The sequence below is a fragment of the Bradyrhizobium sp. 45 genome, from assembly GCF_023073155.1.
Taxonomy (GTDB): Bacteria; Pseudomonadota; Alphaproteobacteria; order Rhizobiales; family Xanthobacteraceae; genus Bradyrhizobium; species Bradyrhizobium canariense_D.
Genome location: NZ_JADPIX010000134.1, coordinates 44,451 through 68,013 on the forward strand (window position 1 = coordinate 44,451; position 23,563 = coordinate 68,013).

The following is a 23,563-nucleotide window of genomic DNA, read 5'->3' on the forward strand; positions in this document are numbered from 1 at the left end:
GAATACGGGGTCACTCGTCAAAGCTGTGAATGACCAAGTTGCATCTTGATTATTTGGCGCCATCGCGCAAGATTATTCTCGCGTTTTGATTTGGACGAGTATTTTCAACCGGGGAGTTCGTTATGGGTTTCATCAAATTTACCAAGGGCACCTCGTTGAGCGACAAGGACCGCAAGGCCCTGCAGAAGTTGCTCGGCGCCGAGAAGAAGAAGCTGCAGTCCGCGCTGAAGGACGTCGACGCCAGCATTTCGATGTTGGGCGGCTCCAAGAAGTCCAAGAAGAAGAAGACGTAAGACTCGTCGGCCGGGACGCCGCACGAATCTTCAGGCTTCAGTTTTCGGGCTTCATTTTTCACATTTGGCCGCTCGCGTGTCGAGTTGGGGTCTCGCACAAGCTTGCGCCCGTAAACCGGCCAGCAATCGACAAGGATTCGCCCGAGTGGACCGCTAGAAGCGGTCCGCTTAGTTGATTCTTGCTCAGTTGATTCTTCCGTCATGGCAGGGGATTTGGCCCCGGCTTGGCGCCATGGGCCCAATTGATGGCAGACGACAGAATTGAACTGTTTGTCGGATTGATCGAGAATTTTGACACGCCAGGTGCGATCGATACGTGCCGGCGCCTGCTCTCGGTCGACGAACGGGTACGAGCCGACCGCTTCGTGTTCGAGCGGCACCAGCGACAGTATATTTTCGCGCACGCGATGTTGCGCCTTGCGCTCTCGCACGTCGCACCTGAGGTCGCACCGACCGACTGGTCATTTGCGGCCGGGCGTTACGGGCGGCCGTTTGTCGCATCACCCAGGACATCGAGCACGCTGCATTTCAGCCTGTCGCACGCCGACGGCTGCGTCGCCTGCGTCGTGTCGGGGCATGAGACCGTCGGCGTCGATGTCGAGACCGTGTCGCGTCGGGTGGCGCCGCTGTCGACCGCGCTTCGGTTCTTCGCGCCGGAAGAGGTCGAAACGCTGCGCAGGCTGCCGGAGCCCGCCGCGACCGAGCGCTTCTTCGACTACTGGACGCTGAAAGAAGCCTATCTGAAGGCCAGGGGTTTCGGCCTCAATTTGCCGCTCGACGCCTTCGCGATGCAGGTATCGCGCGAGGCCATCGAGATCAGCTTCAAGCCCGATATCCCCGACGATCCGCAAGGCTGGCGATTCCAGCTGATCTCGCCGTCGCCCTCGCATCGTCTCGCGATCGCGGACGGCTCCCGCGCCACCGGCGGCCTTCCCATCACCCGCAATGGATGGCCGCTACAGGAGGCGGCTGAATGACGCCGCGGCGGCTGCGCGTCTTTCCCGCGATTTCGCGCAACCGCGACCCCAAGAAATATGTCGACGAGCTGATGCGGGTGGCGCAGTTCGCCGATCGCAACGGCTTCGAAGGCATCCTGCTATTCGAAGGCAACGACGTGTTCGTCGAGCCCTGGGCGATGGCCCAGCACATCATCGGCGAGACGACCCGATCCTCGCCGCTGATCGCGGTCAATCCGGTCTACATGCACCCGTTCACGGCGGCAAAATTCGTCTCGTCCTTTGCGCAGCTCCACGGCCGCAAGGTCTATCTCAACATGATCACGGGGACGGCGGTCAGCGATCTGCAGGGGCTCGGCGACGAGCAGTCGCACGCCGATCGCTATGTCCGGCTCGGCGAATTCGTTGCGCTGATGCGCCAGCTGCTGGCAAGCCCGCGTCCGACGACTTTCGAGGGCCGGTTCTACCGCGCCAGCAACCTGCAACTGCGGCCGCGCCTGCCGCCGGAGCTGATGCCGGAATTTCTGGTCGCAGGCCAGTCCGAGCCGGCACAGCGCGTCGCAAAGGAGACCGGCTGCATCAAGATGCAGATGTTGCCGCCGGATCTCGACCGCGGCCTCGATGCGCCGGGCATGAATTTTGGAATTTTCGCCCGCGAGGGACGCGACGAGGCGCGGCAAGCGGCAAAGGCGCGTTTCCGCGATAATGCCGACGATCGCGAGCTGCTCGCGCTCACCGTGGAGAACAGCGATTCCGTGTGGAAACGGCGCCTCTACGAGAGCCAGAGCGGCGAGCTCGCGGACAATGGCTATTGGCTGCTGCCGTTCCTGACCTTCCAGGCCGACTGCCCCTACCTCGTCGGCAGCTACGCGGAGATCGGCGCGAAGCTGAAGGAGTTTGCCGCGAAGGGGCTGACCACGATCATGCTCGACATGGTCGCGGACGAGACCGAGATGCAGCACGTCTGCAAGGCGCTCGCGGCAAGCGGGATGTTTTGAGTTGTGGATGAAGTCGACCTAACCATCCACATCGTCATTGCGAGCGTAGCGAAGCAATCCAGAGTCCCTCCGCGGAAAGATTCTGGATTGCTTCGCTACCCTCGCAATGACGGAGAATGATGGGCCACTCAGCGAGAATCAGCGCGCCTCTTCGAATCCGGCCAGCACCGAGGTCAGGTTCGCGCCGAGGATGTCCGAGAGGTAGCCGCCCTCCTGCACGAACACGGTCGGCAGGCCCATCTTCGCGATGGCCTGTCCGATGCGGCGGAAGCCCGGCGTGGTGACGGCGAGACCCTTGAGCGGATCGTGCTCGGAGGCGTCGAGGCCGAGCGCGATGACGAGGGCGCCGGGCGCAAAGGACTCGATCGCCTTGCGCGCGACGTCCATCGCCTGGATATAGCCGTCATCGCCGGTGCCGATCGCCAGGGGAATGTTGAGATTTGTGCCAAGGCCGGGACCTTCGCCGCGCTCATGCGCATAGCCCCACACGTAAGGATAATACGCGACGGGATCGGCATGGATCGAGACCGTGTAGACATCCGGCCGCGCGTAGAAGATTCCTTGCGTGCCGTTGCCGTGATGGACGTCGACGTCGAGGATCACGACACGCTCGTGCCTCTGCCGCAGATGCGCCGCCGCGATCCCGCTGTTGTTGAGGAAGCAGAAGCCGCCGGCCATGTCGCGATAGGCGTGATGGCCGGGCGGCCGGCAGAGCGCATAGGTCGCATCCTCGCCGTCCATCACCATCTGTGCCGCGGTGACCGCGACGTCGGTCGCAGCGCAGGCCGCAGCCCAGGTGCCCGGGCCGATCGGCGCCGCGGTGTCGGCGGTGTGCCAGCCGAGCTTGCCGGTGATATGGGTGGGATAAGTCGCGGCATGGCGCACCGGATGGATATTGCCGATCATCTCCGGGCCGGAATCGCCGAGCGCGGTCCAGGCCTCCCAGGCCTCGCTCAGGAACGACAGATATTCCGGACTGTGGATGCGCGCACGCGGTCCCTGCCCGAATGTGGTCGGCTCGACCAGTTGATGCTTGCCGTCCTTGAGCCCTTTGAGCAGGCGGTCGGCACGTTCGGGCTGCTCGGTGGTGCGCTTGACCACACCGCGAACCAGGAAGAATTGCGGATCGTGGCTGCGATGCAGCTCGGTATGGACGGCTTTCACTCGAACACTCCGTGGTCGCTTTGAGGGTGCCACAGATGTCTAAATCCCCGCGGCGGCGAGATGCAAGCAAGAAGAATGCCGCCCCTGTCGCACCGCCCTGCGCCGGAAGCAGATCCCTCGTGAAGCTCAGCAGCGCCCGCGCTGAAGGCAGTGCTCGCGGCCCTGCTGGTCGGTGCGGAAGGACTCGACGAAGCCGCCCTGACGCTGAGTGACGAAGATCGTCTTGCCGTCGTGGCCTCCGAAGGCGAGGTTGGTCGGCTCCTTGGCTCTCAGCGTGATCTCCCGCTCCACCGCGCCATTGGCCTTCATCAACGTGATCGTGCCCTTGAGGATGCGCGCAACATACAGGCGGCCAGCGATGTCGGTGCGCAGGCCGTCGACAGTGTCGGGCTGAAATGCCTTGACGAGTCTTGGACTGGTGAGCTCGTTGCCGGCGACCGTATAGGACCAGATCTGACCGCTGCTGGATTCCCCGACATAGAGCGTCTTGTCATCAGGGCTGAGATCTATGCCGTTGGTCGTGCCCATCGCGCGCGGCGCCGACATCAGCTGTCCCTGCACCGTTCCGTCGGCTCCCTTCGCGATGCGCCAGATGTGGCCTTCGCGACCTTTCCAGTTCGGATCGCTCGCGTAGATCGTGCCGTCGCGGGCGATGGTGATGTCGTTGGGCTGGTTCATCTCGTCGGAGTGAAACCAGATGGCGGGCTCGGTCGATCCCTTCGGGATCGCGAAGATGTTGTGCTTCTTGTAGTCGGCGATGAACATGGTGCCGTCGCGCGCGAAGCGGATGGCATTGCCGACGCTGCCCTCGGGCAGCGCCGTGAACGGCTCGGACGCCGTGCCGCCGACGGGCAGCTTACCGATGGTGCCGGGCTTGCCGAAATTGACGACGAAGAGATTGCCGTCGAGATCGGCGGCCGGCCCTTCGATGCCGAACGTGTATTCGCCTGATGGCGTCACCTGCACGCTTTCGAACAGTTTCGTTTCCGCTCGGGCCGGTGCCGTCGCAAGGACGAGAACAACGCTACTGCACAGGCACCAGAAATTCCTGCCGGATGTAATAGCCATCGCCGTCGCTGCACTCGCCATTCAGATAGGCATCGGCCGATCGGAAGAAGCGGCTGAAACCGGGTTTGTCTACAGCGTTCCTTTGTGTCACGACGACGACCTTGGCAGCCGGTATTTCGCCGCATTCCTTGTTCGTTTTGCCAAAGAACTTGCGCTGCGGCGGGCCGGACTTGATCCGCATCCGGATGCCTGGAACCATTCTTGACACCAGCAGATCCGCCGTGTCGAGCAGGCGCGTGTAACCGGGTTCGGCCTTCGGCAGGCCGTCGCCACCCGGCGGCATCAGTTTCTCCGCGCCCAACCCACGAAGCCGCGTGCGCAACTTTCCGGAATCGGGACCACCAGGATAGATCCAGCCATCCTGCGACAGCATGAAGCGAAGCACCGTCGCGTCCTTCTGAGCGTCCGATAGGCCCCCGCTTCAGGCCGAAATCCGAGTGACAGCCGACGCAGTGCTTTTCGACGAGGCCCTTGCGCAAATTGGTGAGCCGGACGCTGTTCTGCGCGTCCCTGGCCACGAAGACCGCCAGTTGCTCGATCAGCGCCTGGCTACGCACGTCGCAGGGCAGCGGCGACGGCGCATCGCCCGCGGCGCGGTCGATCCGGATCACGGTCTGGTTTTTGTCCTCGACCAGCCAGATTGCGCCGTCCTCCGCGACCGTCATGCCGACCGGCGCACCTTGCGGCCGCGCGCCGTTGACGCGGTGCCAGCCTGCGATCAGCTCCTCGAACGGCGCGGCGGCGACGGCGCCGGCCTCGGTCTGAAAGCTGTGGGTCGGATCGGCCGCGCAACTGACATGATAGCGTACCGGCGCCGGGGCGGGCTTCGGGAAGCCGTGATCGTCGACGTCATAGACGATGACGCGGCTGCCGGTCGGGCGGTAGCCATGCAGGCCGACCAGCAGCTTGCCCTCGAGCTCCGGAAATTTCGCGCCGTGATAATAGAGCATCGCGAGCGGCGCGCCGTGCGGCGGCAGCAGCGAGAACGGCGCCTTGTAGAGAGCGTTGGCGGTGCACAGCGATTTGTAGACCCCCGACCGCAATACGATCCTGAATTCTAGACTCGGCGTCGACAAATCGTAGCAATAGGGCCAGCCGTAATGCCTGCCCTGCTCGATCGCGTTGATCTCCTCGTTCGGCTTGAAAATGTCAGGCAGGTCGCGGCCGTTCTCGCCTTGCAGAAAGGCATAGCCCGCATCAGGGAAGTTCGGATGCAGCGCCAGCGCCATCGAGTTGCGCAGGCCGCGCGCATAGACACCGTGCGGCGGGTCGGGTTCGCCAGGCTTCAACGCCGGGAAGATACCGCCCGGGGGCGGCGTGAACAGCCAGATCGACGCCATTGCGGAAACGCCCTCGGCCGCCGCGCAAGGTCTCGTGATCGGCGCCGGCGTGATGCAGTCGTCGCTGTGCGAGCCGACATTGACGAACAGCCGGCCGTTCTTATCAAAGACAAACTGCTTGAATGGATGCGCGCTCTCGTCGAGCTTTTTGCCGTCGGGCAATGTGATCCGGCGGCCGGGCATGTGACGGACGACGGTCTCGACCGTGTCGCGCGGATTGTCGGCGAGCGGATCGAACCGGAAGATCGTCTCCGCGCTCGAGGCATAGAGCTTCTTGTCCGGGCCGATCGCGAGGCCGAACGGATATTCGATTGCAGTCAGCAACTCCTTGAACCGCTGTCCCTGGGGTGCCCGCGGGTCGAGCAACAGCAGCCGGCCATCGGTATGGCCCCAGCCCGCCATGTCGGCGACCACGAACAGGTCACGACCGGGCACCTGGATGATCGAGCGCGGGAATTTCAGCCGATCCTCCTCGCTGGCGACGAGGCCAGCGCAAAATCCCGCCTTCATGTCGATCTGGATTCTGGGAAAGGCGAGATCGGCGCTGCCGCAGGTCTCCGTGCCGATCGCATAGCCGCTCTTGCGGACCGGTTCTGATGAGCCTACCGAGGCGAGGGTCAGGAGGACCACCAAGGCGCCCGTGCATGCGCGCAGGCTTCGGCTTTCACGCCAAAATGTGAGGTGGTTCACGGCGCCTCCCGGACGTTCCGTCCAGGGTTGTTCCATGCCGCGGGAACGCCGTCCAGTTGATCAACACCCCCTTGTGATCAAACCAGCAGGGGGCTTGGCGCCGACCAATCTCCGTAGATTCCCTTACCGGGCTCGACCCGAATGTTTCGCGAAGGCTTGGAATGGTATCGGTTTGCCGTCCCAATCGCTCCCAATAGGAGACGCATATGGTCCAGGTCTATTTTCACTGCTCCAACTTGGACGGCACGCTGATCGATCGCAGCGGCACAGCCGTGACCAACCTGACCGAGGCGCGCGACCGTGCCGCCCAGATCATGAACGCGATGATCCTGACGCCCGGCGCTGAGGATTGGCGCGACTGGGTAATCCATGTCAGCGGCTCCGACGGCGAGGAGATCTTCGACCTCCCCTTCACTGCCATGCTCGGCAAGCCGCACTGAGGTGATGCCATGTTGCTCGCGTCACTGACCCTGCTCCGCCAGCCCCTGAACTTCATCGCCAGCAAATGGCTGACGCTGATCCGGATCGCGGGCAATCCCTACCGCCCCGAGCTCCACTACATGCGCGGGCCTGGCCCGAAATGGCACGCCAGGTATCAGGCCAGCCGGCTGGATCGCGCGCGCTGAGCCCTGCGGCTTCCGCTTCCCACTGATCGGTCTCATAACTCGTCATGCCCGGGCCTGTCCCGGGCTTTCTCGTCTTGGCATCTACGTCTTGCCGACTGCGCCACCCCCGCTGTTACACACCAGCCATGCCGCGTCGCCCTTTCGATGTTCTCGATGGGGGCGATGTGCCATTCTTCGCGGAGCTCAGCGCAACGAAGCCAAACCGAAGACAGCACACAGACATCATCATGCCGCACCAGTTCAGCCACACCCAAACCGTCCGCAAGCCCGCCGTCACATCCAAAGGCGGCATCGTCGCCGCGCAATCGCGGCGGGCGGCCGAAGTGGGGGCGCAAGTGCTGGCGGCGGGCGGCGACTGTGTGGACGCGATCGTCGCCACCACCTTCGCGCTTAACGTGCTGGAGCCCTGGAACAGCGGCATGGGCGGCGGCGGCGGGATGGTGCTCTACCGTGCCGCGGAAAATCTCTACGAGGTGATCGACTACGGCATGTGCGCGCCGCAAAGCCTGCGCGCCGCCGACTATCCGCTCAGCGGCGAAGGCGCGGCTTCCGACCTGTTTCCCTGGCAGCGGGTGAAGGACGACCGCAACATCCACGGCCCCGGCTCGATCGCCGTGCCCGGCGTCGTCGCCGGCATGGAGGAGGCGCATCGCCGTCACGCCAGGCTGCCGTGGAACGATCTGGTCGCGCCGGCCGTCGCCCTCGCCGGCGAAGGCCTGCTGGTCGATTGGTGGACCACGCTGACGATCGCGGCATCGGCGTCCGATCTTCGGCGCTATCCCGCGAGCGCGACAACGTTCCTGAAGGACGGCCTCCCGCCGAGCGCGCCGTGGGGCATCAAGTCCGAGACGCGGCTGCCGCTGGACACGCTGAAGGCGACACTGGCGCACCTCGCCGACGCCGGTCCGCGCGATTTCTACCAGGGCGACCTCGCCAGGAGCATCGCGTCCGACATCAAGGCTGACGGCGGCGCGCTATCGGTGGAGGACCTCGCCGCGTTCCGAGCCCATCTGCGCGATCCGCTGGCGATCCCCTATCGCGGCGGCAAGGTGTTTGCGACACCGGAGCTGACGGCCGGACCGACCATGGCGCATGCGCTGCGCCTGTTGCAGCAGAACCTGAAGCCGGGAAGCGCGCCCGATGCGGGCGCCTATGCCGAATATGCCGCCGCGCTGCAATCGGCCTATCGCGAGCGGCTCAAGGATATGGGCGATGCCGACGGCAAGCGCTCGCTCGGCGCGGACTATCTGGCGCCCGCCTGCACCACGCACTTCTCCGTGGTCGACCGCCACGGCAACATCGCGGCGGTGACGCAGACGCTGCTGTCGTCCTTCGGCTCGAAATACGTCACGCCGCACACCGGCATCGCCATGAACAACGGCATCATGTGGTTCGACCCGAAGCCAGGCACCACCAACTCGCTCGCCTCTGGCAAGCGCTGTCTCACCAACTACACGCCCGTCATCGCCGAGGCCAAGGACGGCAGACGGCTCGCGGTCGGTGCCTCCGGCGGTCGCCGCATCCTCCCGTCGGTGATGCAGATCGTGTCGTTTGCGATGGATTTTGGCATGGATCTCGATGCCGCAATCCATCAACCGCGCATCGACGCCAGCGAAGGCGCGATCGTGATCGGCGATACCAGGTTGCCGGCGGACACACGCGAGACGCTCGCGGCGCGATTCGACTATGAGGAAGCGCGGGTGCAGTCCTTGCCGCAGAAGTTCGCCTGCCCGAGCGTCGTGATGCGCGACGGCGACACCAATTCCGGCGCGGTCGAGATCTTCCAGCCCTGGGCCGACGCGGTGGCGGAGGGCTGAGCCTAGATCCCCAGCCGGTCGCGCAGGCGACCAGCGATCACTGCCGTCGTCACGCCGACCGGCCAGAAGGCATGCATCGGGATCGGCTTGATGCCGGTGACGGGCATGTCGAGCTCGGCCTTGGCGCCGCCGATCAGACGCCGCGCGAGCTGCGCGCCCATCGCGGTCGAGAGCGCGACGCCGCGACCGTTGCAGCCGAGCGAGATCAGGATGTTGTCCGCGGGCTCGTGCACGTGCGGGTAATGATCCGCGGTGATGGCGAGCCGGCTGTTCCAGCCATGGGTCCAGGCCACGCCCTTGAGCTGCGGCCATAGCCGTTCGGCGTATCGCATGAGATAGGCGACGTCGCGCGGCGAACTGATCCAGCGCATCGGGCCGCGGCCCCCCATCAAGAGGCGGTTCTGCTGATCGATGCGGTAATAGACGGTGATGTGGCCGCTCTCGTAAAGGACGGGACGCGTCGGCATGATCGAACGGGCCACGTCGTCAGAGAGCGGGGCCGTGGCCGCGATCGAGGAAAACACCGGCACGATGGTGCGGCGAAGCGCCGGCCAGAGATCGTCGGTAAAACCGTTGGTCGCGAGCAGCACCTTGTCGGCATGCACCACCGCGCGCGGCATTTCGATGCGCCAGCGGCTGCCCTCGCGACGGAGTGATAGTGCGGGTGTTTCGCCGTGCACCTTCGCGCCTGCCGAGATTGCAGCACGCGCGAGACCACGGGCGTAGCTGAGCGGATGCAGATCGCCGCCGCGCGCATCCAGCATGGCGCCGATATAGCGATCCGTGCCGGTCATCCCGCGCAATTGCTCGCGATTGAGATACGACACCGGCATTCCGCGGGCGATACACTGTTGTGCGGTTTTCTCGATGGCGGCCGCGCTGGCCTCGTTATAGGCCGCGCGCAACGTACCGTTCTGCCGCGCTTCGCACGGGATCTGGTAACGGCGGATCAGATCATGCGTAAAATTCGTGGTGCCGTAGGAGAAGTCGATCATGCGGCGGCCGAGCTCAGCGCCGAAATCGGCCTCGATCTGATCGGGGTCGTGCTTCAGTCCCGGATTGGTGTGGCCGCCATTATTGCCGGATGCGCCCCAGCCCGGCTCCTGCGCCTCCAGCACCAGTGCCTCGACACCCTGCTCCGCCAGGTGCAACGCCGTGGACAGGCCGGTGTAGCCGCCGCCGACGATCGCGACCGAGACCGTCCTGTCGACGTCGAGCGGCGGCGTAGTCGGCGGCACGACGGCGGTGTCGGCGTAGAGGGACGGCGGCAGAGGCAGGCGCGTGGTCATGGCGAAGACCGGTCAGAGCGGATGCAGCACGCGGCGCAAAAAGTCCTGCGTGCGCGGATGCTGGGGTTGATTGAGCAGCGACTTGGCCGGCCCCTGCTCGACGATGACGCCGCCGTCGATGAACAGCACGCGGTCGGCGACGTCGCGGGCAAAGCCCATCTCATGGGTGACGACGACCATGGTCATGCCGTCGTCGGCGAGCTTGCGCATCACGCCGAGAACGTCGCCGACCAATTCAGGATCGAGCGCCGAGGTCGGTTCGTCGAACAGGATGGCCTTGGGCTGCATCGCCAGCGCCCGTGCGATCGCGACGCGCTGCTGCTGGCCGCCGGAGAGCTGGGGCGGATGCTCGTTGGCTTTCTCGGCAAGGCCCACCTGGGCGAGCAGCGCGCGGCCACGCTCGAATGCGGCAGCGCGTGGCTCCTGCTTCACATAGAGCGGACCTTCAACCACGTTCTCCAGCACCGTCCGGTGCGGAAACAGATTGAAGCGCTGGAACACCATCGAGACCTGGGTGCGGACTTTCACGATCGACGGCGCGTCGCGGTCGACCTTCAATCCCTCGACGCTGATCTCGCCGCGGTCGTAGCTTTCGAGACCGTTGATACAGCGCAAGATGGTGGACTTGCCGGAGCCGGAGGGGCCGACGATGCAGACCACCTCGCCCTTCTGGACGGACGCCGTGATGCCCTTGAGCACCTCGTTCGCACCGAAGCTCTTGTGGACGTCGGTCAACTCGATCATTTCTTGCCGGCCCGCTTCTCGAAGTGACGGACCAGCAGGATCAGCGGAATGCTCATGGTGAGATACATCAGCGCGACAAGCGTGAACACGTTGGTGTTCTTGAAGGTCGAGGACGCGATCAGCTTGCCCTGAAGGGCGAGCTCGGCGACCGTGATGGTCGAGGCCTGCGAAGAGTCCTTCAGCATCATGATCATGACGTTGCCATAGGGCGGCAGCACGATCCGCACCGCCTGCGGCAGCACGACCCGGCGCATGGTCAGCCACCAGCCCATGCCGATCGATTGCGCCGCCTCGATCTGCCCTTTGTCGATGGCCTCGATGCCGGCGCGGAAATTCTCCGCCTGATAGGCCGAGTAGGCGATGCCGAGCCCGAGGATCGCGGCCTGCAACGCGGACAGGGTAACGCCGAGATCGGGCATCACGAAATAGAGGTAGAACAACAGCACGATGATCGGAATGCCGCGGATCACGTTGATCAGGCTGGCGCTGAGCAGCGACAGGACGCGGATGCCGGAGACCCGCATCATCGCCCAGACGAGGCCAAGAACCGTCGAAAGCAGCAGCGAGCCGATGGTGACGACGATCGTCAGCGCGACGCCGCTCATCAGGATCGGGAAGAATTCGGCCGCGTCGTGCCAGAAGCCTTTCATCGATCAGCTTTCATCGATGGCCTCTGCCGATCAACCCTGTGCCTTCAGACCCCATTTATCGAGGATCTTGTCGATGGTGCCGTTGGCCTTCAGCTTGGCGAGCGAAGCGTTGATCTTGCCGAGCAGCGCGGCCTCGCCCTTGCGCACGCCGATGCCCACCGAGCCGACGGTGACGGGCTTGTAGCCATCGACCAGGCGCACCTCGGGGAAGCCGCCCTGCTTCAGATTGTAGGCGAGGATCGGATAGTCGGCGTAACCGGCCTTGAGGCGGCCGGTGTTCACGTCGCGCAGGATGTCGGGGATGGTGTCGTAGGCCTTGACGTCGGCGAACAGGCCGGACTTCTTCAGCGCGTCGACGAAGGCGGTGCCGACCTGAGCGCCGACCGTCTCGCCCTTCAGATCGTCCTGGGTGGCGTAGGCCTTGGTGTCGCTCTTGGGGACCACGAGGCCTTCGCCATAGGTGTAGATCGGGTCGGAGAAGTCGACGACCTCCTTGCGCGGCGCTGTGATGAACATCGCGGCCGCGATGATGTCGATCTTGCTTGATGTCAGCGACGGGATCAGGGCCGAGAACTGCATCGGCTCGATCTGCACGTTGAAGCCGGCATCCTTGCCCACTTCAGTGACGAGATCGACCATGATGCCCTGGATGCTATTGGTCTTGGTGTCGAGGAAGGTGAAGGGAATGCCTGTCGGCGTCGAGCCGACCTTCAGCACTTGCTGCGCCGAAGCCGGCGCTGCTGCGGCAATCGCGAGTGCCGCGAGCGCGGCCAGACCAAAACGCTTCATCGCATCCCCCTTGGGCCCGACCGATGGCGGCGCTCGCAAACCTCGTTCATCGCAGACGTTGCGGGCAAAGCCGTTTCGGCCTATTTTCACCAGTATGAAAATTTGGTCACACTTCTGCGGCCGATGCAAGTGGTTTTCATGCACATGAAGGAAGCGGTTTGACGTGAGCGGTGGCAAGAGAATGCACAGGCCGGCCGCCGCAAAGCCGGTGAAGAAGGTGAAGGTGAAAGCCTCCGCCCGGGCTATCGCCAAAGCGGCCGAGCCGGCGATGGATGTTGCGGTCGGCCGCCGCATTCGCGATCTCAGGCGCATCAGGCAATTCTCGCTCGAGACGGTCGCCTCGCGCACGGAGCTGTCGATCGGTTTCCTCAGCCAGATCGAGCGCGGACTGTCGTCGCCGTCGCTGCGCGTGCTGGCCACGCTCGCCGACGTGCTCGGCGTCGGCATCGCCGCGCTGTTCGGCGCCAGCCCGAACGCCGACGGTGCACCAGATCAGGTGGTCACGCGCGGACTGCAGCGGCCCGAGCTGAAGCTCTGGCGCACCGGCGTGTCCAAGCAGTTGCTGAGCCCCGCCAGCCCCGACAACCGGCTCAACCTGTTCCTGGTGCATCTGGAGCCGGGCGGCTCCACCGGTGACGAGCTCTACACCCATGACGGCGAGGAAGCCGGCCTCGTTCTCGAAGGCGAGATGATGCTGACGGTGGACAGCGAGACGTGGTCGCTGAAGACGGGCGACAGTTTTCGGTTTGCAAGCCGTCGGCCGCACCGGTTTTCAAATCCAGCCAATGACGCGAAGGCGGTGGTGCTGTGGGTGAATTGCGTGACGGGGACGGCGTAGCGCAGCCGTCATTGCCAGCGAAGCGAAGCAATCCACATTCTCACCGCGGAGACACTCTGGATTCCTCGTCGCGAGAGCTCCTCGCAATGACGGGAGGATAGAGTCTTAGCCAAACCGGTACTTGTACCGGTCCACTGTCAGCGCACTCACATCAATGTCCGGCTTCTTGCCTGACAGCATGTCGGCGAGCACGCGGCCGGAGCCGCAGGACATGGTCCAGCCTAGCGTGCCATGGCCGGTGTTGAGGTGAAGGTTGGCGTATTGCGTCGGGCCGATCACGGGCGGGCCGTCCGGCGTCATCGGGCGCAGGCCGCTCCAGAACGTCGCCTTGGAGAGATCGCCGCCTCGCGGGAACAGATCGGTCAGCGAGTGATCGAGCGTGGCGCGTCGCGCACCATAGAGCTGGCTCGAGAAGCCGGAGATTTCGGCGGTGCCGCCGACGCGGATGCGATTGCCGAGGCGCGTGATGGCGACTTTATAGCTCTCGTCCATCACCGTCGATTCCGGCGCGCCGGAAGCGTCCTTGATCGGTACCGTGATCGAATAACCTTTCACGGGATAGACTGGCAGCGAAATATCGAGCGGCGCGACCAGCCGCGACGACCAGCTTCCGAGCGCGAGCACGTAAGCGTCTGCCTGCAACATCCCAGCGCTGGTCGCGACGCCGCTGACGCGCGCCCCGTCGGTGACGATGCGGTCGATGCCGGTATTGAACATGAAGCGCACGCCGAGCGCTTCGGCATGCTTGGCCAGTGCCTGCGTGAACATGTGGCAGTCGCCGGTCTCGTCCTGCGGCAAGCGTAGTCCGCCCGCGACCTTCTCTTTCACGCCCGCCAGAGCCGGCTCGGCCGCGATGCAGCCCTCGCGGCTCAACACCTCGAACGGCACGCCGTATTGCTTGAGCACGGCGATGTCCTCACCGGTGCCGTCGAGCTGGGCCTGGTAGCGAAACAGCTGCAGCGTGCCCTGCGAGCGCTCGTCATACTGGATGCCGATGTCGCGGCGCAGGTCGCGCAGGCAATCGCGGCTGTATTCCGCGATCGGAATCATCCGGCTCTTGTTGATCGCGTAGCGTTCGCTGGTGCAGTTGCGCAGCATCTTGAGCAGCCAGACCCACATCACGGGATCGAGCTTCGGCCGGATCACCAGCGGGCCGTGCTTCATCAGCAGCCATTTGACCGCCTTCACCGGGACGCCGGGACCGGCCCACGGCGAGGAATAGCCGGGCGACACTTCGCCGGCATTGGCAAAGGAGGTCTCGAGCGCCGGTTCGGGCTGACGGTCGACAACCGTCACCTCATGGCCGGCACGCGCGAGGTAGTAGGCAGAGGTGACACCGATGACACCGCTGCCGAGGATCAGAACTTTCACGCTTGGTCAAACTCCCGCGGCATCACGCTCGCCGCTGCAAGAGGAACTCGGCAACGGCGAGAGCAATTATCAGGCCACCTGCTTGATGGCGTCGCCGAGGATCGACACGATATCGTCGATGTGGCTCTTCTCGACGATGAGCGGAGGCGACAGCGCAAAGCTATCGCCACTCATGCGGAAGTACAGCCCGCGATTGAAGCAGTCGACCATGACGTCGTAGCCACGCACGCCGACGGTGCCGTCACGCGGCGACAGCTCGACCGCGCCCATCAGGCCGCAATTGCGGATATCGACGACGTTAGGCAGGCCCTTCAGCGAATGCAGCGCGTCGCGCCAGTATTCAGAGATCGAAGCACCGCGCGTCAGCAGGCCTTCATCCTTGTAGATGTCGAGCGTCGCGATGCCCGCGGCGCAGGCGACCGGGTGCGCCGAATAGGTGTAGCCGTGGAACAGCTCCATCGCGTTCTCCGGGCCGACCATCAGGCCGTCGTGAACCTTGCGGCTCGCAAACACGGCGCCGCAGGGAACGGTGCCGTTGGTGATGCCCTTGGCCGTCGTCATCATGTCAGGCGTGACGCCGAAGAAGTTGGCGGCGAACGGCGTGCCGAGGCGGCCGAAGCCGGTGATGACCTCGTCGAAGATCAGGAGAATACCGTGCTTGTCGCAGATCTCGCGCAGGCGCTGGAGATAGCCCTTCGGCGGCGGCAACACCGCGGTCGATCCGGGCACTGGCTCGACGATGACGGCGGCGATGGTCTCGGCGCCATGCAGGGCCACCAACCGCTCGAGATCATCGGCGAGCTCGGCGCCATGCTCGGGCTGATCCTTGGCGAAGGCGTTGCGGGTGAGATCGTGGGTGTGGCGGATGTGGTCGACGCCCGGCAGCAGGGTCGCGAAGGCGCGGCGGTTGGCGACCATGCCGCCGACCGAGGTGCCGCCGAAGCCGACGCCGTGATAGCCGCGCTCGCGGCCGATCAAACGGGTGCGGCTCGCCTGGCCGTTGGCGCGGTGATAGGCGAGCGCGATCTTCAGCGCGGTGTCGACCGACTCGGAGCCGGAATTGGTGAAGAAGATGCGATCGAGACCCTTCGGCGCGATCTCGGCCAGACGCTCGGCGAAGTCGAATGCCAGCGGATGGCCCATCTGGAACGACGGTGCGAAGTCCAGCGTCATCAGCTGGCGCTCGACGGCGGCGGCGATCTGCTTGCGGCCGTGGCCGGCATTGACGCACCAGAGGCCGGCGGAGGCGTCGATCACCTTGCGGCCGTCGACGGTGGTGTAGTGCATGCCCTCGGCCGAGGAGAACAGGCGCGGCGCCTTCTTGAATTGCCGGTTGGCCGTGAACGGCATCCAGAACGAGTCGGTCTTGATGGTGTTCGGAATCTGATGAAGGGTCACGGGCCACGCTCCTTTGCTGACCTGCTACCAGAGGCACGGCTTGAATAGCGCAACAAGTCCTTTTCTGAGAGGCTGCAAGCCATTGATTTAACTGGGGCTGCCGGTCCATATTTGCGCGATCCGCAACACCTGCAACACGGGACAGGGACATGAGCGTCGATATCGGTGGACGGCTGCGATTCATCCGGGCGCGCCAGAAGCTGTCGCAGCGCGAACTCGCCAAGCGCGCCGGCGTCACCAATTCGACGATCTCGCTGATCGAATCCAACCAGATGAACCCGTCGGTCGGCGCCCTCAAGCGCATCCTCGACGGCATTCCGATGGGGCTCGCCGAATTCTTCGCGCTGGAGCCGGAGAGCCGGCGCAAGATATTTTACCGCGGCGAAGAGCTGACCGAGGTCGGCAAGAAGCCGATCTCCTATCGGCAGATCGGCGACAATCTGTTCGGTCGCAGCCTGCAGATTCTGAAGGAGCGCTACGAGCCCGGCAGCGACACCGGGCGCGTTCACCTCGTCCATGACGGCGAGGAAGGCGGCATCGTGATCTCGGGAAAGCTCGAAGTCACCGTCGAGGACGAGCGCCGCATCCTCAATCCGGGCGATGCCTATTACTTCGAGAGCCGGCGTCCGCATCGCTTCCGCTGCGTCGGCGGCAAGCCGTGCGAGGTGATCTCGGCCTGCACACCGCCGACATTTTGAAGTTATCCGCGATCCTACGGAGCCACCGGTATCTTACGGAGCTTGAGCCATCTCAATTTCCGCAGCCTGATCCTCTATATATTTCGAGCCATAGCCAAGCAGCCTCCGCTTTCCGGAGCCGCTTCGTAACAGGGCTCGCTATGAAGATCACGCTCGCAAATGCAGAGGCCGCACTCGATGAAGTGCAGCGCGACAACGACAAGCTCCATTCGGAGGAGCTGCGCAAGGCCATCGCGAACTACATCGAGTCGCAGCGAGAAGCGCTCAAGGCTCTTCGCAAGAAGCTGCACTAGCAGGCGGAGAGCGAGACGGCCTCGCCCGCCGCTGCTTAAAGGCTACGTCAGCAACTCCTCGATCCGGATCGGGAAACGGCGGACACGGACGCCCGTCGCATGCCACACCGCGTTGGCAACCGCGCCCGCACTGCCGGTGATGCCGATCTCGCCGACACCCTTGATACCGAGCGCGTTCACGTGCGGGTCGTGCTCATCGACCGTGATCACGTCGAGCGGCGGCACGTCGGCATTCACCGGGATATGGTACTCGCCGAGATTGGCGTTCATGATCCGGCCCGTGCGGCGGTCGGTGATGGCTTCCTCGTGCAACGCGAAGGACAGGCCCCAGATCATGCCACCGAACAGCTGGCTCTGCACCATACGCGGGTTGACGATGCGTCCCGCGGCGAAAGCGCCGACCATGCGGGTGACGCGGACCTGGCCGAGCTCGGGATCGACCTTCACCTCCGCGAACACCGCGCCGTGGGCGTGCATCGCATACTCCTCCATCGCCGCCGGATTCGGCGCGCCCGTGCCGCGCGCCTCGAGCTCGGCGACGCCGGCGCGCGCGAGAATCTCGGAATAGCTTTCGCCGCGGCTCTCGTCGTCGCGCCGGATCAACCTGCCATCGCGCGCGATCACGCCGGCATTGCCGGCGCCAAACAGCGGCGAGCGCTCATCGTTGGTGGCGAGATCGGCGAGTTTTGCAATCACGGCCGCGCCTGCGCTGTGGATCGCGGCACCCGCGGTTGCCGTGTGTGCCGAGCCGCCGGCGATGCCGGCATCGGGCAGGTCGGATGAACCCGCCTTGAACTCGACGCGGTCGATATCAAGCCCCAGTTCGTCGGCCGCAATCTGCGCCAGCGCCGTCCAGGCGCCCTGCCCCATGTCATGCGCGCCGATTTCCATGGCGCCGGAGCCGTCGCGGCGAAGCACTGCGCGTGCCTCGGCCTGGAACATCAGCGCCGGGAACGTCGCGGTGCCCATGCCCCAGCCGACCAGAAGGCCATCGTCGTCGCGCATCTGCCGCGGCTGGAGCGATCGCTTCGCCCAGCCGAAGCGCGCCGCTCCCTGCTCGTAGCAGGCGCGCAATGCCTTGGACGAGAACGGCTTGCCGGTGATGGGCTCGACCTCGGCATAGTTCTTCAGACGAAAGGCGAGCGGATCGATGCCGCAAGCCCACGCCATCTCGTCGATCGCGCTCTCTAGCGCGATCGAGCCGGTGGCCTCGCCGGGCGCGCGCATGAACAACGGCGTGCCGGTGTTGACGCGCACGGCATCATGCGAGGTGCGGATCGCGGGCGCCGCATAGAGCGTGTGCGAGGCATCAGCCGCGGGTTCGTAGAAATCGTCGAACGTGCTCGACACGGTCCTCGCATGGTGATCGAGCGCGGTCAGGCGCCCCTCGCCATCTGTGCCGATGCGCAGCCGCTGCCGCGTCGGCGCGCGATGGCCGACCGGGCCGTACATCTGCTCACGGCGCAGCACCAGCTTGACCGGTTTGCCGACGAGCTTTGCCGCCATAATGCCGAGCACCGGAGGGCCGGCCATGAGCCCCTTCGAGCCGAACCCGCCGCCGAGGAACGGGCTGCGGATGTGGATCTTGTCGTGTGCGATGCCGAACAATTCGGCAACGCGCGCCAGCGACAGCATGAGACCCTGGGTCGGCATGTCGATCTGCAGACTGTCGCCGTTCCAGGCAGCCACGATCGCATGCGGCTCCATTGCGTTGTGATATTGCGGCGGCGTTTCGTAGATCGCGTCGATCCGCTTGTCGGCGGAGGCAAGCCCCGCCTCGACATCGCCGCGGTGATTTTCCGTGGGGTTGCCGACACCGACGACCGGCGGCACGAAGCTTTCACCCGCATCGAGGCCGATGAGCGCGGGCAGCGTCTCGTAGCGCGGCGCCAGCAGCGCCGCGCCTTCCGTCGCCGCCTCCAGCGTCTCGGCGATCACGACGGCGATAGGCTGGTTGGCGTATCGGACCTCATTGCTCTGCAACACCTCCATCCGGAACACGAATGGATTGGTCTTGATCTCGGGGTCGATCGCAAGCTCAGGCTTGTGGTCTGACGTCATGACATCGACGACGCCGGGGTGGCGCTTGGCAGCGGCGACATCGAGCGAAGTCACGCGACCGCGCGAAATGCTGGAAACGGCCATCACCGCAAACAGCATGCCGGGCGGATGATTGTCGGCGGCGTAGGTCGCCTGGCCCTTGACCTTGAGGACCCCGTCGCGGCGGGTCAGCGGCTGGCCGATGTTCGAGCCGTGGCGCAGATGAGCGGGCGCGCTGGTGAGATTAAGCTCGGGCATGAATGGCTCCGGACGTCGAGGCAAAGGGAGAGGCCGGCAGCGCGGGGATGCGCACGGGCGTACCGGCGGCGGCGAGGCTCAGCGCGCGTACGACGATGCGGCGCGCGAGCTCGATCTTGAAGGCGTTGTCGCCGGACGGTTTTGCGTCGGCGAGCGCGCGCGAGGCGGCTTCCTGGAAAGCGTCCACCGTGGGCGCGACGTTCCTGAGCACATCCTCCGCAGCGCGGGCGCGCCAGGGCTTTGCGGCGACACCGCCGAGCGCAAGCCGCGCCTCCGCGATCTTGCCGTTCTCGATCCGCAGCGCAGCGGCAGCCGAGACGACGGCAAACGCGTAGGACGTTCTGTCGCGGACCTTGAGATAGCGCGCATGAGCGGCAAAGCCGCGCGCAGCGGGCGGCAGGCGCACCGCGACGATGAGATCACCCGGTTCAAGCGCCGATTCACGCTCGGGCGTATCGCCGGGCAGGCGATGCAATTCGTCGAGCGCGATCTCGCGCCGCCCGTTCCTGCCCTCAATCTCGACGATGGCGTCGAGCGCAACCAGCGGCACGCAGAAGTCGGACGGATGCGTGGCGATGCAGTTTTCGCTCCAGCCGAGCACGGCGTGGGTGCGGTTCTCGCCGTCGCGAGCGTCGCAGCCGCTGCCGGCCTCGCGCTTATTGCAGCGACTTGCGGTGTCGTAGAAATAGGCACAGCGCGTCCGTTGCAGCAGATTGCCGCCGATGGTCGCGGCGTTGCGCAGCTGCGCCGATGCGCCGGAGAGTAGCGCTTCGGCGACGGCCGGATAGGCCTTGGCAAAATCTGCGTCATGCGCAAGATCGGCGTTACTCACTAGTGCGCCGATGCGGATACCACCGTCGGCGAGGCGCTCGACCCGATCGAGTCCGTCGAGATGGGTAACGTCGACCAGACGATCCGGACGGCTGACGCCGCCCTTCATCAGATCGAGCAGATTGGTGCCGGCGGCAAGATAGGCGGCGCCCGGCTGCGTCGCGGCGGCGACGGCCTCGGCAACCGTGGCCGGCCTGACGTAATCAAATTGCTTCATGCGGAGCGCCTCTGATTGGATTCGTCCATGCCGGCCTGCGCGTCGAGCACGGCATCGACGATGCCGGCATAGGCGCCGCAGCGGCACAGATTGCCGCTCATGCATTCGCGAATGCGCTCGGGATCGTTGCCGGCCTGCGCCTCGCTCATCATGCCGATCGCGCTCATGATCTGGCCGGGCGTGCAGAAGCCGCACTGAAATCCGTCATGGGCGATGAAAGCGGCCTGCACGGGGTGAAGCTGGTCGCCGCGCGCCACGCCCTCGATGGTGAGAATGTCGGCGCTGTCATGACTGATGGCCAGCGCGAGACAGGAGTTGATGCGCTTGCCGTCGACGAGAATGGTGCAGGCGCCGCATTGGCCGCGGTCGCATCCCTTCTTGGTTCCGGTCAGATGGAGGCGCTCACGCAGGAGATCGAGCAACGTGACGCGCGGATCGTCGAGGACGAAGTCGCGCCGTGCACCGTTCACGGTGAGGCTGATGGAGTGGTTCATACAAGGCTCCGATCAGGTATAGACATGAGTGATCGTGCAGCGCGCCACCGCCGTGGCCGCCGTCGATTCCGCGCCGTCCGAATATCATCCGAGCCAGCGTCTTCAGCGAAGATACGGAGGCAGCCTCCGCTTAACAAGGGCCGGCGGGAAATATTTGGAATTCGTCAAAAGCCCGTGCGCATCAACGCGATGCAGCCCCACAAGGGTTCAATCTAACTAATTCGTGATCTACATTGCCTGGATGGACGAGCACACCGACCAGACCCGCAAGCCCCGCGCCGATGCCGTGCGCAATCGCGAGCGCGTGCTCGAGGCGGCCAAGGCCGTGTTCAACGCGGGTGGTCCGGAGGCGAGCCTGGAGGCCGTCGCAAAACGCGCCGGCGTCGGCATCGGCACGCTCTATCGGCATTTCCCGACCCGCGAGGATTTGTTCGAGGCGGTGTACCGGCGCGAGGTCGAGCAGCTCAGCGAGCTCGCCGAGCAGTTGAAGAACGCCAGTGACCCGGTCGACGCGCTCAGGCGCTGGCTGCGCTCAGGAGTCGAATTCGTTGCCACCAAGAAGGGCATGGTGGCAGCCCTGGCACTCGCGGTGCAGAGCGGGTCGGAGTTGCATGCCTTTTCCTTTGAGCGCCTGACCAAGGCGATCGGCTCGCTGCTCGATCGCGCAGCCGCGGCCGGCGCGATGCGCGCGGACATCAGTCCCGAGGACTTGCTGCGCGCGTTCTTCGGCATGTGCTACATGCACGACCAGCCCGGCTGGCAATCCTCGGTGCTGCGGATGCTCGACGTGTTCGTTGACGGTTTGCGGGTGCAGCCTGCCATGAAAGCCAAGGTCCGCGCGTCCGCCAAGCCTGCGAAGCCGGCTGCAAAGCGGAAGCGATAGCCCGCGAGATGTGCTAGGATCGGCGCCGCCGGGATTTCAACGCGGAGCTTGTCATGCGCATCGCCGCCTTGATGGTCTTTCTCAGTGTCGCCTTCGGTCCCATCTCAGCGCGCGCCGACGATGTCGCGACGGCACAGAGTATCATCCGCGCCCAGGAGCAGGCATTCGGCCGCGACGACGCGCGCGGGGCCTATTCCTACGCCGCTCCTGCGATCCAGGAGATCTTCCCCGCGCCCGACATCTTCATGTCCATGGTGCAAAACGGCTATCCGCCGGTCTATCGGCACAAGAGCTTTGAATTTGGCGACAGCAAGAGCGAGGGCAGCCGGATTGCCCAGCACGTCCATATCATCGATGCCAATGGCGAGGCCTGGGAAGCGCTCTACACGCTGGAGCAGCAGCCGGACGGCAGCTACAAGATCACGGGTTGTTCGCTGCTGAAGGCGGGACAGGCAGTCTAGGTCGCAAAACCCGGACCGGTCCTGACTGCATTGATCCGCGAGCGGATCAGCAGCGTCAAGACGATGCCGATATTGAGCGCGTTCCACGCCACGCCGTTGGCGAACGCCGCGGCGTAGGAACCTGTCGCATCGAAGATGACGCCCGAGACCCAGCCGCCGAAGGACATGCCGAACACGGAGGCGAAGATCACGATGCCGACGCGGGTTGCGGCCTCGCTCGCCGGCATCGCCTCGCGCACGATGATGGCATAGCTCGGCACGATGCCGCCCTGGAACAGGCCGAACATCGCGGAGATTAAATAGAGCGAGGTCAGGCCGTCGAAGAACAGATAGAACACGAGTGCAAAGCCTTGCGCCACCGCACCGATCAGCAGTGTGGGGATGCCGCCGATCTTGTCGGCGAGGTAGCCGGAGCCGATCCGGCTGACGATGCCGCAGGCCATCATCAGCGACAGCATCTCGGCGCCGCGCGCCACGCCATATCCGAGATCGCCGCAATAGGCGACGATATGCACCTGCGGCATTGCCATGGCGACGCAGCAGGAAATGCTGGCGATCGAGAGCAGCACCGTCAGCGTGTTGGTCGAGAGCTTGAGGTCGACCCGCGGCGGCGCTGCATTGGCATGATCGTGAACCTTGTCGTCGCCCATCTGCGCGCGCAGGACCAGCACCAGGATGGTCATCAGGCTGACGCAGACGAGGCCGATGCCGATATGAGTGAAGCGCCAGCCGATCGTCTGCATGCCCGTGCTCACGAGCGGCGGCCACATCGTGCCGGCGACATAATTGCCGCTGGCGACGATCGTCACGGCCAGGCCGCGATAGCGCTCGAACCAGTGCGAGGCCTCCGCCATCAGCGGCGCAAAGGTCGCCGACGTGCCGAGCCCGATCAGGAAATACGCCGCCACGAACTGCCAGAGCTGGGTCGACAGACCCGCCAGCACATTGGCGACCCCGAGGAAGGCAATGCTGATCGCCATAGCCGCCACGATGCCGAAGCGGTCGGTGATCCTGCCGGCGATGACGCCGCCAAGCCCGAAACCGAACATCATCAGGGTGAAAGCCAGCGACACCGCGCCGCGCGTGGCGGAGAATTCGGCCTGCACCGCGGGAATCATGACGACGATCGCCCACATGCCGACACCGCCGATCGAGCCGATCAGAAGCGCAATGACGAGGCGCATCCAGGCCTGACGCGAATCAGGGGTGAATGCTTCGGGTGTTTGTCCTAACTGATTTGGTGCGTGCACGGGCGGGACCATGGCCCGCGGATCACCACAGGGTCAACCATTGTGGCGCGATATTGGGCATGCACGGTGCACTGCGGTAAGATGGAGCTTGGCGAACGCGCGTTTTG

23 protein-coding genes and 1 pseudogene are annotated in these 23,563 nt (G+C 64.8%); 11 read left to right on the forward strand and 13 right to left on the reverse strand.

Features of this window, described 5'->3' with window-relative positions:
* Positions 1-122: 122 nt before the first annotated feature.
* From IVB42_RS31355 to IVB42_RS31365, 3 genes are all read left to right on the forward strand, one after another.
* Complete coding sequence (locus tag IVB42_RS31355; RefSeq protein ID WP_162847227.1) at positions 123-293, forward strand: hypothetical protein; 171 nt, start codon at positions 123-125, stop codon at positions 291-293.
* Between the two features lie 245 nt (positions 294-538).
* Positions 539-1,270: a 4'-phosphopantetheinyl transferase superfamily protein gene (locus IVB42_RS31360; protein WP_247372448.1), complete on the forward strand. Its 732-nt coding sequence runs from the start codon at positions 539-541 to the stop codon at positions 1,268-1,270.
* Positions 1,267-2,247, forward strand: coding sequence for an LLM class flavin-dependent oxidoreductase (locus IVB42_RS31365; RefSeq protein WP_018455685.1), 981 nt, complete (start codon positions 1,267-1,269; stop codon positions 2,245-2,247). The genes IVB42_RS31360 and IVB42_RS31365 overlap by 4 nt, the downstream gene beginning before the upstream one ends.
* A gap of 138 nt (positions 2,248-2,385) precedes the next feature.
* Here IVB42_RS31365 and IVB42_RS31370 read toward each other — a convergent pair whose 3' ends face one another.
* From IVB42_RS31370 to IVB42_RS31380, 3 genes and pseudogenes are all read right to left on the reverse strand, one after another.
* The gene (locus IVB42_RS31370; protein WP_018455686.1) at positions 2,386-3,411 is read right to left on the reverse strand and encodes a histone deacetylase family protein; all 1,026 of its coding nucleotides are present in this window, start codon (positions 3,409-3,411) and stop codon (positions 2,386-2,388) included.
* A 126-nt stretch (positions 3,412-3,537) separates the two neighbouring features.
* Positions 3,538-4,479: an SMP-30/gluconolactonase/LRE family protein gene (locus IVB42_RS31375; RefSeq protein ID WP_026233001.1), complete on the reverse strand. Its 942-nt coding sequence runs from the start codon at positions 4,477-4,479 to the stop codon at positions 3,538-3,540.
* A pseudogene (locus IVB42_RS31380) lies at positions 4,436-6,509 on the reverse strand (PQQ-dependent sugar dehydrogenase). The gene IVB42_RS31375 and the pseudogene IVB42_RS31380 overlap by 44 nt, the downstream one beginning before the upstream one ends.
* Positions 6,510-6,715: 206 nt before the next feature.
* On the opposite strand from IVB42_RS31380, the gene IVB42_RS31385 reads away from it, so the two are divergent.
* The 3 genes from IVB42_RS31385 to IVB42_RS31395 all read left to right on the forward strand — a co-directional run bounded on the left by IVB42_RS31385 (position 6,716) and on the right by IVB42_RS31395 (position 8,952).
* Positions 6,716-6,949, forward strand: a complete 234-nt coding sequence (locus IVB42_RS31385; RefSeq protein ID WP_007606355.1) for a hypothetical protein — start codon at positions 6,716-6,718, stop codon at positions 6,947-6,949.
* Positions 6,950-6,958: 9 nt separating this feature from the next.
* Positions 6,959-7,135, forward strand: coding sequence for a hypothetical protein (locus tag IVB42_RS31390; protein ID WP_018455689.1), 177 nt, complete (start codon positions 6,959-6,961; stop codon positions 7,133-7,135).
* Between the two features lie 227 nt (positions 7,136-7,362).
* Complete coding sequence (locus IVB42_RS31395; protein ID WP_204513710.1) at positions 7,363-8,952, forward strand: gamma-glutamyltransferase; 1,590 nt, start codon at positions 7,363-7,365, stop codon at positions 8,950-8,952.
* A gap of 2 nt (positions 8,953-8,954) precedes the next feature.
* On the opposite strand, the gene IVB42_RS31400 is transcribed toward IVB42_RS31395, so the two are convergent.
* The 4 genes from IVB42_RS31400 to IVB42_RS31415 are packed head-to-tail and all read right to left on the reverse strand — an operon-like array spanning position 8,955 to position 12,424.
* Complete coding sequence (locus tag IVB42_RS31400; protein WP_204513709.1) at positions 8,955-10,241, reverse strand: FAD-binding oxidoreductase; 1,287 nt, start codon at positions 10,239-10,241, stop codon at positions 8,955-8,957.
* Between the two features lie 12 nt (positions 10,242-10,253).
* The gene (locus IVB42_RS31405) at positions 10,254-10,985 is read right to left on the reverse strand and encodes an amino acid ABC transporter ATP-binding protein (RefSeq protein WP_018455692.1); all 732 of its coding nucleotides are present in this window, start codon (positions 10,983-10,985) and stop codon (positions 10,254-10,256) included.
* A complete protein-coding gene (locus IVB42_RS31410) occupies positions 10,982-11,635 on the reverse strand; it encodes an amino acid ABC transporter permease (RefSeq protein WP_018455693.1) in 654 nt (217 codons plus the stop codon). The genes IVB42_RS31405 and IVB42_RS31410 overlap by 4 nt, the downstream gene beginning before the upstream one ends.
* 30 nt (positions 11,636-11,665) lie before the next feature.
* On the reverse strand, positions 11,666-12,424 hold the full coding sequence (locus IVB42_RS31415; protein ID WP_018455694.1) for an ABC transporter substrate-binding protein: 759 nt from the start codon (positions 12,422-12,424) through the stop codon (positions 11,666-11,668).
* A gap of 181 nt (positions 12,425-12,605) precedes the next feature.
* On the opposite strand from IVB42_RS31415, the gene IVB42_RS31420 reads away from it, so the two are divergent.
* Complete coding sequence (locus IVB42_RS31420) at positions 12,606-13,262, forward strand: XRE family transcriptional regulator (protein WP_018455696.1); 657 nt, start codon at positions 12,606-12,608, stop codon at positions 13,260-13,262.
* A gap of 105 nt (positions 13,263-13,367) precedes the next feature.
* On the opposite strand, the gene IVB42_RS31425 is transcribed toward IVB42_RS31420, so the two are convergent.
* Both IVB42_RS31425 and IVB42_RS31430 read right to left on the reverse strand, forming a co-directional pair.
* Complete coding sequence (locus IVB42_RS31425) at positions 13,368-14,633, reverse strand: D-amino acid dehydrogenase (protein WP_247372446.1); 1,266 nt, start codon at positions 14,631-14,633, stop codon at positions 13,368-13,370.
* A 69-nt stretch (positions 14,634-14,702) separates the two neighbouring features.
* Entirely contained in the window at positions 14,703-16,031 is a 1,329-nt protein-coding gene (locus tag IVB42_RS31430) for an aspartate aminotransferase family protein (RefSeq protein ID WP_247372444.1), read from the reverse strand.
* 149 nt (positions 16,032-16,180) lie between these two features.
* Between IVB42_RS31430 and IVB42_RS31435 the strand changes: the two genes are divergently transcribed.
* Together IVB42_RS31435 and IVB42_RS31440 are read left to right on the forward strand one after the other, a co-directional pair.
* Positions 16,181-16,729 (forward strand): cupin domain-containing protein, encoded by a 549-nt coding sequence (locus IVB42_RS31435; RefSeq protein ID WP_007600574.1) that lies wholly within the window; start codon positions 16,181-16,183, stop codon positions 16,727-16,729.
* Between the two features lie 140 nt (positions 16,730-16,869).
* Positions 16,870-17,022, forward strand: a complete 153-nt coding sequence (locus IVB42_RS31440; protein WP_018455699.1) for a hypothetical protein — start codon at positions 16,870-16,872, stop codon at positions 17,020-17,022.
* A gap of 42 nt (positions 17,023-17,064) precedes the next feature.
* Here IVB42_RS31440 and IVB42_RS31445 read toward each other — a convergent pair whose 3' ends face one another.
* Genes IVB42_RS31445 through IVB42_RS31455 form a run of 3 tightly spaced genes read right to left on the reverse strand, consistent with a single transcriptional unit; the run spans position 17,065 to position 20,862 of the window.
* Positions 17,065-19,320 (reverse strand): xanthine dehydrogenase family protein molybdopterin-binding subunit, encoded by a 2,256-nt coding sequence (locus IVB42_RS31445; RefSeq protein WP_247372442.1) that lies wholly within the window; start codon positions 19,318-19,320, stop codon positions 17,065-17,067.
* A complete protein-coding gene (locus tag IVB42_RS31450) occupies positions 19,307-20,368 on the reverse strand; it encodes a xanthine dehydrogenase family protein subunit M (protein ID WP_247372440.1) in 1,062 nt (353 codons plus the stop codon). Before IVB42_RS31450 ends, IVB42_RS31445 begins: the two co-directional genes overlap by 14 nt.
* A complete protein-coding gene (locus tag IVB42_RS31455) occupies positions 20,365-20,862 on the reverse strand; it encodes a 2Fe-2S iron-sulfur cluster-binding protein (RefSeq protein WP_204513706.1) in 498 nt (165 codons plus the stop codon). Before IVB42_RS31455 ends, IVB42_RS31450 begins: the two co-directional genes overlap by 4 nt.
* Positions 20,863-21,103: 241 nt before the next feature.
* Between IVB42_RS31455 and IVB42_RS31460 the strand changes: the two genes are divergently transcribed.
* Both IVB42_RS31460 and IVB42_RS31465 read left to right on the forward strand, forming a co-directional pair.
* Positions 21,104-21,745 (forward strand): TetR/AcrR family transcriptional regulator, encoded by a 642-nt coding sequence (locus tag IVB42_RS31460; RefSeq protein ID WP_247372583.1) that lies wholly within the window; start codon positions 21,104-21,106, stop codon positions 21,743-21,745.
* A 53-nt stretch (positions 21,746-21,798) separates the two neighbouring features.
* Entirely contained in the window at positions 21,799-22,206 is a 408-nt protein-coding gene (locus IVB42_RS31465) for a DUF4864 domain-containing protein (RefSeq protein ID WP_247395439.1), read from the forward strand.
* Here IVB42_RS31465 and IVB42_RS31470 read toward each other — a convergent pair.
* Complete coding sequence (locus IVB42_RS31470; protein WP_247372435.1) at positions 22,203-23,468, reverse strand: MFS transporter; 1,266 nt, start codon at positions 23,466-23,468, stop codon at positions 22,203-22,205. The genes IVB42_RS31465 and IVB42_RS31470 overlap by 4 nt on opposite strands.
* Positions 23,469-23,563: the final 95 nt, after the last annotated feature.